Source organism: Okeania sp. SIO2F4 (assembly GCF_010672385.1).
GTDB lineage: Bacteria > Cyanobacteriota > Cyanobacteriia > Cyanobacteriales > Microcoleaceae > Trichodesmium.
Window position 1 is genome coordinate 1 of record NZ_JAAHGT010000188.1, and the last position, 12,449, is coordinate 12,449.

Below are 12,449 nucleotides of genomic sequence, written 5' to 3' on the forward strand. Positions count from 1 at the left end.
ATTCTATCTATGCTTCAATATTCAATCTATTTCAATATTCAATCTATCTCCCTATCTCCCTATCTCACCATCTCCCCATCTCCCCATCTCTCCATCTCCCCACACTCCCCTCTCTTCCCACACTTCCCCCTCTCCCCATCTCCCCACACTTCCCCCTCTCCCGTCTATCCCCGCACTCCCTACTCCCTACTCCCTAACTAGAAGCACTTGTATAATACCGCAAAGCCAGTCGCCAAAATTGAATAGAAGCAAAAAACAATCCACCTGCTAAAATAAAAGAACCCAAGATCCAAGTACCTCCAACCCTAGCTAATATGACTTTAGCTGGTACAGTAGTTAAAAATGCCACTGGTACTAGAAAAGTAAAAAAGAAACGATAAGCAGTAGGATAAGCTACCATTGGATATCGTCCTGCTTCTAATAAACCTCTGAGGACTTCTGTTACGTTGTAAATTTTGACAAACCAAATACTGGTGGAACCCAACATAAACCAGAGACTATAAAGAATAATTATCCCACAGACCAGTGGCACTATACTGAATAAATAATTGCCTAGTCCTAAACCCAGTTTACTACCAGCATATCCTAACAGCAACCCACCAAAAATTACATCCGGTATTCCCCAGGGAGACACTGTACGGGTAGAAAGCCAAAATTGACTACTAATGGGTTTTAGGAGGACAAAATCTAGAGTACCTTCTTGTACCTGTTCCACAATTCGATTCAAATTAGGAATCAAAAAAGTTGCTGAAAGACCCTGTAAAATAGTAAAAATTGCTAGGATAATTAAAGCTTCTTCCCAATTCCAACCATCAAATTTGTAGCCTGTTCTATAAAATAGAAATAAACCAAATAAGCTACCTAATAAACTTCCTATACTACTAATAGCCGCGATCATAAAATTGAAGCGGTATTCTAATTCAGCAGCGATCGCTGCACCCCAAAATAATTTTAGTATTTGTAAGTATCGTTCCATTTTGACTTAACTTGATTAGGAAATTTACATCCTGAATCATATCAAAATGATGTTGACTATAAGCTAAATTTTCATTAATAGCCAGATCGGATTTAATTTTCAGAAAAGTAAAGTCGATCATAATCTCGGTGTTCTCGAATTAGCTATCTTAATGTTATTAGGGAAATAATTCTATACTTATCAGATATAGCAGTACGTTTTTTAGTTAGGACAATAAGTCTAAGTTTAAAAGCAACACTTAACTGGCAACAGGCAACAGAGGAATGTCCTAACCTTAATGCGTAGTGCCTATAATTCTATTGTAATTTGCCTTAACCCAGCAAAAGTAAATATAGAGCTTTGGAGAACAAACCCCTACATATTTACTTTTTAATAAAGATAATTGAAACTATTTAAGTAAGTAGGCAAAATTAACGTAAAGTAATTACTGCAATTAATATCAATTACCAAAAGTAATGCTATACTTATGTGGGACTTCAATTATTAAGTAATTAACACAGAGATAATAACTTTTTCGATAATTATTACCCAGTTTTTATTAATTATTATTATGTTTACCACTCGACCACTCCCCTACTCCACCACTCCCCTATTCCCCTACTCAAGAAAATCTAGAGAAGTTTTTGAGAAATTGTATAAGTTTTCCTCACCCCTGGCTGACTTCTGTAGGAGATATTAACGAATTTTTCCTGCACTTAATTTTTTGGTGCTGGTGGATTGTAATGCTGGTCTTAATTATTTTGGTCAAGGGAACAGTGGGAATATATTGCTCCCTTCTTCCTCAAAAGTAAAATTGTTAAGTGGAAAAAGAAGAAATAATTTTGATTAGAAGCTAGGGAATTAGATAAAATAGTTATTCACAATAAATACCATCAATATATTTATGGGCTTCTTTTCTTCCTTCTTCCTTCTTCCTCCTTTCTCCTTCCTCCTATTACTAATTTGAAGTTAAAAGCACAAAATCAGTTACTTTACCTCCGCTATAAGTCCGCCAATGTTCTGATACTTGAAAAAAACCTTCATTATACTGAGTTTGATTGATAATCCTGAAAGTTTCTGAATGATGATTTTTCTCTTGGGAAGGTTGATTTTTTCTGAGACTAGCAACTAAATTTTCTAGAAATTCATACCCATCACAAAAAGCATTTGGTGGATAACCCATTTCTCCATCACCATAAGCTTTTCCAGCAAGATAAATTATATTATGATAAAAAGAATGTGAGTCCATTTTATCTATGTACCTGCGTAATTTTAAAGGTGATGGTGCGATTAAATATACATCTTCACAATCAGGTTCGGCATACATTAATTCATCCCAATTTCTATAAGATTGTAAGGTTTCCCCTGACTCTAATTCATAACCTAAAGCAAATTGCATTTCATCTAATAATTCTGCTTCCCAAGATTTTTGAGATATTCGATCTAGCCAATGGTGAATAGTGTTATAAAATTCCATGTCTGAGAGGGAAAGCAATGCTTCTTTGACAGCATCGGTGTGTAGTTTGGTTTTGATTTTCATGGCATTACCTCCTTTTTTTGTTTGTTTAACAGACTTTGATTTAGTTTAGTGAATTAACTTTTCTGAGGGAAATATCCTTCAGGATTAACTATCAATAATTTGGCAGCATACTTGTATAAGAAGCAGAAAATGATGACTTTAACTCCCTCTATTGACAGAGCTATCCTTCGGAGATCGCCTCTGTAATACTAGGTAAGATATTCAAGTCCCTGATTTCTGTTAGTCTTTTGTTCTCACAGAATAACTGTTGATTTCATCGATCCCAACCGATAAATAAACTCGCTTAGGTAGAAATCTCCAGTGGGTAGGAAGATTAAATAGGCAATTATACTTTTGCCAAACTTTTCCATATTCCTCCGCTTGGAAGGCCCTTTTCTAATTTCCGTTTCAGATTGGCCTTAAGGGGAGAATATTTATCTGCCAAAACTCTTAATATACTATATAAACAAATTCTTGTAAATCAAAATCTTGGGATTATCTATTGATTTTTGATTTTGTTTTTTTGATATTCCTAGAAGATAAAACAATCGGCAAATTAAGGGCGATCGCCTGTTATGTAAATCAGATATTAGGATTGGAATACACTATAATCAAATTTCCTTGACTTGAGTAAAACCAACATGTTACTTATTTTTTCAGAGTTGCCAATAAAACAAAAGCCAAAATCTACCTATCAGTTTCTCCCATAAACTTCGCCTTCGCCACTGATTTTTAGAGACTAATAAACTTTGAGAAAAACCATTAATAAAAAACTCCTCAATTTGTTGAGCAAATTTTCGATCTATTTGGGAAATATTTAATTCATCGTTGCGGAAAAAACTACGGGGGTCAAAATTTGAACTGCCAATACTCACCCAATTTCTATCAATAAGTATAACTTTGGCGTGCATCATACTTGGCTGATGTTCATAAATTTCGATGCCTTCTTTGAGTAAATTACCATAAAGTTCGCGGGAGGTATAGTGAATATATTTTTTATCAGTACGCTCTCCCATAGTAAGTATCTTTATTTCTACTCCTCTTCTCTTGGCATCAATTAGAAGTTTTACAGAACTAGGATTAGGTAAAAAATATGGACTGGCAATCCAAATTCTTTCTCTAGCTGCCAGAACAGAAGTTTTAAAAAGGTTGCGTATCGGTGAATTTCTATAGTTAGGATTTTCCCCTATTGTAACTAAAAGCTGTTGTTGTTTAAATGGAACCGGATTTAAAGGTTCTATATTAAAATCGACAATTCCGCCCAAGTCTAGCCAATGCTTTTGAAAAATTCCTTTTAGTTTAGCTGCTATTTCACCCTCAAAACTAACTTCATAGTCAAGCCATGGTGCAGGTTCATTAATACCATCCCAATAATCAGAAATTCCTGCACCACCAACTAATGCTAATTTGCCATCTATAACTAATAATTTGCGGTGATTTCTATGTAAATATTGTAGAATATCCCGAGGCTTTAAAGGATTGAAAAAAAGAATTTCAACACCAACGATTTGTAATTCTTTCCAATATGATTTATTGATAGATTTCGCACCATACGCATCAACAATAATTTGAATTTTAACTCCTTTTTTCGCTTGGGTAACAATTGCTTCGGCAAAGTCGTTCGCATGACGACCAGGAGTCATAATATAGGTTTCAAATTGGATTGAATATTTAGCGCTACGAATAGCATTCAATCTAGCTGCAAAAATATCTGATGCTCCTACCCAAAATCCTGTGACTTTTCCTTCAGTGATTAAAGAATTAGTTAAAGTCGCAATAGTAAAAATGAAATTCGGCATTTCTGGACTGGGGAAATTCTTTACCCGATATTTGGGCAATCCTCTAAAAAAACCGAAACAATATAAAACTAGCAGCACAATTAAAACTATGCTTAGGATTATGCTGCTAGTTATCCAGATAAAATCGCTAATTTGCATATTTTGGTTTAAGACAAAGACATAGTTAAATTAAAATTTGAGAATAATAAAGCTATACTTAAAATTACAAATCTCAACTAAAAAAACTAACTTTGAAAAAAGCTAGTTTTTTGCATACTTTATATACCTTTGATTTTGTCCTGTATTTAATCTCTATTTTGGGAAGTGGGGTCAAGTTGCCAACGATTTCGATCTCGTTCTTCCATCTTTTCCATAATATCTATTTCTTCAAAGTCAGGTATTTCTACTCCCGCAGAGGCTGCTATATTATCAACATTATTTTGACCAGGAGTAGGAGTTGTACCGCCAACTGCTTCTTCTCCAACAACTCTTGACTGATATTTATCTACGTCTAAATCTCCTCCTGTTGGAGCAGGTGAATTTTTAGTTTGATGCTGTAAATTTTCCTGTAAATTTATTTGATTAGACTCGTTACTCACAATAGTATCCTCATCAATTACATCTGAGAGACTGTTTGTAAACAAAAGATTAAGTAGGGTGTGTGACGACACCCTTACCATTTCTAGAATAATGCTCGGTTTCACACCTCACCCACCGCGTTATGTGGGTAGTCCTGCATGGTAATGGTGAGGATATATATTTTTTAATTTATCCGACACTCCCCATCTCCCCATCTCCCCACACTCTCGGTGCTTCCTTTACCATTACGCGAGCACCACCACCCGTTATGTGAAACTAACGCACCCTATGTAATTTAATATTCATTTTACGAACATTCTCTGAACTTTAGAAAAAAGTAAAAACTTGAGGAAATACAAATAAAATAACTACTGATAGTAGTTTTGTATAATTCCTCAAGTTAACTTATGATTACTATCGGTTTAGTTAGCTTTATTCTACTGTTTTTTTAACCCGATCCTTAGCATTTTCTACTATGTGTTCTGCTTGAGCTTCTTTTTGTTTAACTTTGCCTTCTGCTTGGTCTTGAGGATTTCCAGTCATCTCTCCGACTACCTCTTGAACTTTACCTTCTATATTTTTCGCAGTTGCTTCAACTCTTTTTTCAATACTCATGTTATGATGGCTCCTTCTTCTACAAATTTATACAAAAATCTTTTATTTGACATACTAATTATAACAAGTTAACCTCCTAAATATGTATCCTGCCCAAAATATATATCTCAAGAAATAGATTATTTGACTTAATTATTAATTTATTTATATCTAATGGAAGATATGATAGTATAGATTAAGCGTAGTATTATCAGACTAGAAAATTTTGGAACTTGGTAACAACTATTTATGAATATTCCCAATTTATTAGAGAAAGTTTTCCATGCAGGACGACGGTTAACATTATCTCTATGTTTGATTTTTGCAATGGCTGTTGCTTGGGCAAATTTGTCTATTAATTTGTATAATACAGCTCATGCTGCGACATTAGGTTATCCAAATTTTGTTGCAGTTATTGACTCAGTTATTGAAGATGCAGATACTAAAGGAAAAAATCTTTTAGATAAAGTAGCAGGTGAAGGAACTAGCAATAAAATAGAAGGAAAAGTAGACACAGCAGTAGGTAAAGCTCAACAAGAATTAGGAAATACTAAATCACAAGCAGAAGGATTAGCAAAACAAGCTGAGGGTAAAGCTGAGTCAGATATTGGTACAGTAGAAAGTACGTTAGAAAAATCTGCTTCTGAAGTGCAAGAAACCTCTGAAAATATTTTCGATAATGTTAAGTCGTTTTTTGAGCAATAGATAACGATGATTAACCTTGTTACTGTCTACAAAGGGTGATATATTTAGAAAGTTAAAATATTTCTTCAACTTTAGAGGCAGTAGCAAGGAAGAATTATGACTTCTATTGTATGTTTTTATCTAGCTACAAATTTAATAGAATTAGCTGAAAATTTTTTAGATGAGTTTGTCCTTATTCTGAAGATTTTTATTGAGGTAGTTGCAATTTTTATTATTGCCTTTGCAGTGCTAAAAGCACTAGCAGAGATGTGGAAAAGACGGAAAAACAAGAAGATTTTTGCTCCAGAAGGAACAATCAGACTCGACTTAGGTATCTCTTTAGTTCTAGCTTTAGAATTTCTATTAGCTGCTGATATAGTAGGAACTGCCATATCTCCAAGTTGGAGTGATATTGGAAGGTTAGCAGCAATTGCTGGAATTAGAACTTTTCTCAACTTTTTTCTAGAAAAAGAAGTTAAAGCACTGGAAGAAAAAAATCACCTCAATAGATAAAATCTTAATTTGAAAAATTGTGTTGTAAGCAATAAAGTGAAAGATGAAATTTGAAGAAGTAATACCGTTTGACGGAAGTTAAAAGTCATGCATTAAGATTTTGTAGGTTCAAAACTTTGATGCTACCGTAATTTTAGGAAATTATTTATCATCTGAAGTTTGAAACTATTTGTGACATTTTTAAAGTGAATTGGTATAAGAAGGAAGAAGTAAGAAGCAAGAAGGCGTTTAGTTATCTACAACAGAAGGAAAAAGTGGATGGGGATAGTCTTCAACAAGCTACTTCCTGTCTACAAACCCCAACCAATTGTAAACAGAGGGGAATTAAACCCTTCAAGAATTTATAATTTAGAATTACCTCTTCTTATATATAAATAAGAGGATTGGATCAAAGAATTTTTTTTCTTTTCTTGATTGGATATGGCTAGGTTTCCTCTGCATCCCATCCTTACGGAATGCTGCGCTTTCCGACCGCTTTTTTCTCCATGAATGGAGAGGCTTTATACCTGAATTTTTCGGTAAAGAAAAAGATAATACTAATCGAGTTTATCGTGAAATTGATAAACTCAATAAAGGCTTTGATTAATTATGAGTGTAAATATAGCTTTTCTCACTCTCGTGAGGTACACAAGTTTTGGATTTTATGGAATAGGGAGCAGGGAGAAAAAAATACTGTACCTAATTAGCTTGAAAAATGCGGGTATATGTCATAGACAAATTTTCATAAAATTAACTGAAGATAATTAGTGTGGGATTGCTAGATTAATATTTTCTAGTGGTCTGTCAACTTTGAAATGATAGATAGATTTTTGTAATTGTGATTTTTGGTTAATGTTTTTTGGGTAATGTTACCCCTAAAAACTATTTTGACAGACCACTAAATTAATATGTTACAGATAACAGAAATACCACATAGAAATAGTTATTGTGTTACAGATAGTTAAGGAAAGTTATAATAAATTAATCTTTTCAACTATTCCAAAGTATCGATGATTATGAATATTCAAAACAATAACCTATCTACTCAAGAAGAGCAAAGATTAGAAGCAGACCTGAAACATGAAGCATACTGGCGACGCTGGGGCCCTTACTTGAGTGAGAGACAATGGGGAACAGTACGAGAAGACTATAGCGAAGATGGTTCTGCTTGGGATTACTTTTCTCACGAACAATCTCTTTCTCGTGCTTATCGATGGGGAGAAGACGGTATTTGTGGTATTTCAGATAATCATCAACGACTGTGCTTCGCGATCGCTCTCTGGAATGGCGAAGACCCCATTATCAAAGAGCGACTTTTCGGTTTAACCGGAAGTCAAGGAAATCATGGGGAAGATGTCAAAGAATATTATTTTTACTTAGATAATACTCCCAGTCATAGTTACATGAAGGCACTTTATAAATATCCTCAAAGTGCTTATCCTTATGCTGACTTAGTAGCAGAAAATCAACAGCGCGATCGCAAATCTTCAGAATACGAACTACTGGAGACAGGAATATTTGCAGAAAATCGTTATTTTGATGTTTTGGTTGAATATGCTAAAGCAACAACAGAAGATATCTTAATTAAAATTACAGTAAATAATCGAGGTTCAGAAACTAAGACGTTACACTTATTACCCACTCTTTGGTTTAGAAATACTTGGTCTTGGGATAATAAATCAAAAAAACCTCTCCTCAAAAAAATCAATCCTGGTCTCATCGAAGCAGAGCACCCAACTTTAGGTAAAAGGTGGTTTTATTTTCCACAGACAATGGAGCTATTTTTCACAGAAAATGAAACTAATAAACAAGCTTTATTTGGAGAAAAAAATGATTCTCCTTATACCAAAGATGGCATTAATAATTATCTAGTTAACAGTCAAAAAGATGCCATTAATCCAGAGATGTCTGGAACCAAATTTTCACCACATTATTGTCTAGAACTAGAACCAGGTGAAACTAAAGTTTTGAAATTAAGACTTGCTAACTCTCCAGAAATTAAACAGCCTTTCGAGACAGAATTTGAAGAAACTTTTCAAACCAGAATTCAAGAAGCAAATGAATTTTATCAGCGTCTTTCCCCTTGTAAAATGAAGGATGAATGGCGAAATATTCAGCGTCAAGCATTTGCCGGACTATTGTGGACGAAACAATATTATCATTACATTGTCGAAGAATGGCTCAAAGGCGACCCGACCCAACCACCAGTACCAGAAAGCCGTAAACATATTAGAAATTATCAGTGGATTCATCTATTTAATGATGATATAATTTCCATGCCTGACAAATGGGAATATCCCTGGTATGCTGTTTGGGATTTAGCATTTCATGCCATACCTTTAGCAATAGTTGACCCTAATTTTGCCAAACATCAACTAGACCTAATAACCAGAGAATGGTATATGCACGCCAACGGTCAATTACCAGCTTATGAATGGAATTTTAGTGATGTAAACCCCCCCGTTCATGCTTGGGCAACTTGGCGAGTTTATCAAATTGAAAAAGAAGTTTATGGTCGTAGCGATCGCCAGTTTCTCGAAAGAGTATTTCAAAAACTTTTACTCAATTTCACTTGGTGGGTAAATCAGAAAGATGTTGAGGGAAATAATGTTTTTGAAGGAGGCTTTTTAGGCTTAGATAATATTGGAGTATTTGACCGGAGTTCGGAACTACCAACCGGGGGACATATTGAACAATCAGACGGTACAAGTTGGATGGCAATGTACTGCCTAGATATGTTAACTATTGCTCTAGAATTAGCCATAGAAAATGAAGTATACGAAGATATTGCTTCTAAATTTTTCGAGCATTTTCTCTACATAGTTGATGCGATGAATCATGTAGGTACAGATGGAACTCAACTTTGGAATGAAGAAGATGGTTTTTATTATGATGTTTTGCATCCACCAGACCAAGAAGACGTGCCTTTAAAAGTCCGTTCAATAGTTGGATTAATTCCATTATTTGCTGTGGCAATTATTGACTCAGAGACTTTAAAAAAATTACCAAATTTCCAGAAACGAGTCCACTGGTTTATGCAAAATCGCCCAGATTTGAGTGAAAACATCGCCTGTATGGAATCCTGTAGTATAGATTCAGAACGTTTATTAGCAATTACTGGACCAGATCGCCTCCGTATAATCCTCGAAAAAATGTTAGATGAAAACGAATTTTTCAGCGATTATGGTATTCGTTCTTTATCTCGTTTTCATGCTGAAAATCCCTATATTTTTCATACTCAGGAAGAAGAATATAGAGTTGATTATGAACCTGCCGAATCTACCAGTGAAATGTTTGGTGGAAACTCTAATTGGCGAGGTCCTATCTGGTTTCCAATTAATCATTTAATGATAGAATCTCTACAAAGATTTCATAACTATTTCGGTGAAGATTTTCGAGTAGAATGTCCGACTGGTTCGGGTCAAATGATGAATTTATGGGAAGTATCATTAGAAATTGAAGCGAGACTAATCAAAATTTTCCTCAAAGATGAAAATGGAAAACGTCCGGTTTATGGTCAAACAGAAATATTTCAAAATGACCCCCACTGGCAAGATTTAATTCTGTTTTATGAATATTTTCACGGCGATAATGGTGTAGGTTTAGGTGCGAGTCATCAGACTGGTTGGACTGGTTTAGTGGCAAAGTTGATTCAACAACGGAGCGAATATGTTTGTGAAATTTAGTTTTGGTTGAAATGGAAATCTGTGGTTAACTCATAGGTGAGTAACTATCTGTAATACCAATTCTCAAAAATATTGCTATATATTCTAGGGACTGCGAGATGGGGAATATAGCAACCAAATATAGCATTGCTATTGAGAAATGGTATAACTCTTGAGGTTGGGTTGAGGCCATGAAACCCAACAAAGTTTTGAGTGGGTTGTGAAATAGACGGGGCGATCGGGAGAGCATCGCCCTGACAACCTAACCATAGAAAATCCGGTAGTATTAGTATTATCAAGCCAGAATGAAAGAATAAAGCTTACATTTGAAGGCTGACAGTACAAATAGCAATATAAATTATATCATATCAAGTTCGGATGATTTGATATAATAAATTAGGCTTGGTTTTGCTCCGCAACATAAAAAGCGGTAACGCAACGCAATAGATACAATTAGGACTTATGCAAATAAACTACATATATTAGATAACAACTAGATTGCCATGGTAGATGTAGTGTTTGTGTCAGAAAAATGCGTAAGTCCTGACAATATTATTGTTGGGTTTCCTTTCCTCAACCCAACCTACACGCGCATCAGTTTTTTATTATAAGTATTTAACCTAACATGATATCGCTCCAAAGTCAGGGGATTTAATATCATCCCATACCCATATCAAATTTTGTAACTATTAACAACCCCCACTAGCAAGATTTGATTATCTCTGATTAATACTTCCATAGCTAGAGCTACATGGGCGATAAGTTTTAAGTAAAATTAATCGAGACTACCCTAATTAAAAACTGAGGATAATTTCAATGAAAGGTTTAAAGTCAAAAAATGTCTTAGTCACAGGTGCAACTTCCGGTATCGGTCAGGCGATCGCCGTTCGGATGGCAACTGAAGGCGCAAATGTCGCTATTAACTATCGTAATAATATCGAAAAAACTGCCGAAACTCAAAAAATGATTGACAATATATGCAATCATGTTAAAAGTTGTGGCGGTCGAGATTTTCCTGTAGAGGGAGATGTCTCTCAAGAAGAAGATGTCATCAGAATGGTGGGAGAAGTTGTTAAAGAATTTGGCAGTATTGATATCTTGATTAATAATGCAGGTATTCAAATTGCTGAAGATTCTGATAGTGTCTCCACTGATGATTTTGATCGAGTTATTAGTGTGAATTTACGCGGTGCTTATCTCTGCGCGCGGGAAGCAATTAAGCATTTTTTACAACAAGGGAATGGCGGAATAATTATTAATGTTTCTAGCGTCCATGAAATTATTCCTCGCCCTCAATATATTAGTTATTCTATGAGTAAAGGTGCAATGGAAAATATGACAAAAACTCTTGCTTTAGAATATGCAGATCGAGGCATTCGGATAAATGCTATTGGACCGGGAGCTACTGCTACAGATATCAATAAAAGTTGGAAAGAAGACCCAGAAAAACGAAAACAAGTTGCGAGTAATATTCCAATGGGAAGGGTAGGAACTTCAGAAGAAATGGCAGCAGTTACAGCCTTTTTAACTTCTGATGAAGCGTCTTATATTACTGGGCAAACTTTATTTATTGATGGTGGTTTGACTCTTTATCCTAAGTTTCAAAAACCTTGGTCTGCGGGAGAATAGATATGAGGTTTTAGGAGTATTTGTAGGGTAGGCAAGAATTTGTCTACCCTACTAAATTTATAAATGGAAGCCCCAACCATACTTAACTTTCCCTACTGTTTTAATTTTTCTTGCTCGGCTTTTGTTGGTGGCAAAATATCAGGATGTTGTGGTTTCATGTCCGGCAAATAGCATTAGTAATGCCAGTACTTTGATTTCTTCCAGACTGAAACTATTCCCTTCTTCATCTTTAAGTTTGGATTAATAAACTTATTTTGATACTTTCCTGTGTGATTTTATTGGTAGTTTACCGAAAAATTGTGGGTATGCGCCTCCCTTTTTAAAGGGATAAAAAAAAGAGACTATTCCTTATGTCAATCCCGATGCAACAGCCACGAGGTACTGATAACTGATAACTCAATTGCGCAGTTCCTCCTCAGGAGGCGTGCCTGATAACTGAAATGACCATTGCCAGAAGAACAACACTTACGAGATGGGGCATTTGAATAGAAACCTACGATTTAATTCTGCATTGATTCTCTTACTCGATTAATCCAGCCTTGGCTTTGTTTAAG

At 35.0% G+C, this 12,449-nt stretch carries 9 protein-coding genes; 4 read left to right on the forward strand and 5 right to left on the reverse strand.

Features of this window, described 5'->3' with window-relative positions; genetic code table 11:
- Positions 1–193: 193 nt before the first annotated feature.
- The 5 genes from F6K22_RS14190 to F6K22_RS14210 form a co-directional block, all read right to left on the reverse strand.
- Positions 194–976, reverse strand: a complete 783-nt coding sequence (locus F6K22_RS14190; RefSeq protein WP_293098645.1) for an ABC transporter permease — start codon at positions 974–976, stop codon at positions 194–196.
- 937 nt (positions 977–1,913) lie between these two features.
- Positions 1,914–2,495 carry a hypothetical protein gene (locus F6K22_RS14195; protein WP_293098648.1) on the reverse strand — a complete coding sequence of 194 codons (582 nt, stop codon included), beginning with the start codon at positions 2,493–2,495 and terminating at the stop codon, positions 1,914–1,916.
- A gap of 635 nt (positions 2,496–3,130) precedes the next feature.
- Positions 3,131–4,273: a phospholipase D-like domain-containing protein gene (locus tag F6K22_RS14200; RefSeq protein ID WP_293098650.1), complete on the reverse strand. Its 1,143-nt coding sequence runs from the start codon at positions 4,271–4,273 to the stop codon at positions 3,131–3,133.
- Between the two features lie 284 nt (positions 4,274–4,557).
- Positions 4,558–4,956, reverse strand: coding sequence for a DUF6335 family protein (locus tag F6K22_RS14205; RefSeq protein WP_293098652.1), 399 nt, complete (start codon positions 4,954–4,956; stop codon positions 4,558–4,560).
- Between the two features lie 307 nt (positions 4,957–5,263).
- Positions 5,264–5,446, reverse strand: a complete 183-nt coding sequence (locus F6K22_RS14210; RefSeq protein ID WP_293098655.1) for a CsbD family protein — start codon at positions 5,444–5,446, stop codon at positions 5,264–5,266.
- A gap of 228 nt (positions 5,447–5,674) precedes the next feature.
- Here F6K22_RS14210 and F6K22_RS14215 point away from each other — a divergent pair, with 228 nt between their 5' ends.
- From F6K22_RS14215 to F6K22_RS14230, 4 genes are all read left to right on the forward strand, one after another.
- Positions 5,675–6,130, forward strand: a complete 456-nt coding sequence (locus F6K22_RS14215) for a CsbD family protein (RefSeq protein ID WP_293098657.1) — start codon at positions 5,675–5,677, stop codon at positions 6,128–6,130.
- Between the two features lie 96 nt (positions 6,131–6,226).
- The gene (locus F6K22_RS14220) at positions 6,227–6,622 is read left to right on the forward strand and encodes a DUF1622 domain-containing protein (RefSeq protein WP_293098660.1); all 396 of its coding nucleotides are present in this window, start codon (positions 6,227–6,229) and stop codon (positions 6,620–6,622) included.
- 995 nt (positions 6,623–7,617) lie between these two features.
- Positions 7,618–10,287 (forward strand): MGH1-like glycoside hydrolase domain-containing protein, encoded by a 2,670-nt coding sequence (locus F6K22_RS14225; protein ID WP_363273547.1) that lies wholly within the window; start codon positions 7,618–7,620, stop codon positions 10,285–10,287.
- A 795-nt stretch (positions 10,288–11,082) separates the two neighbouring features.
- Positions 11,083–11,895: a glucose 1-dehydrogenase gene (locus tag F6K22_RS14230; RefSeq protein ID WP_293098665.1), complete on the forward strand. Its 813-nt coding sequence runs from the start codon at positions 11,083–11,085 to the stop codon at positions 11,893–11,895.
- The last annotated feature ends 554 nt before the right edge of the window (positions 11,896–12,449 follow it).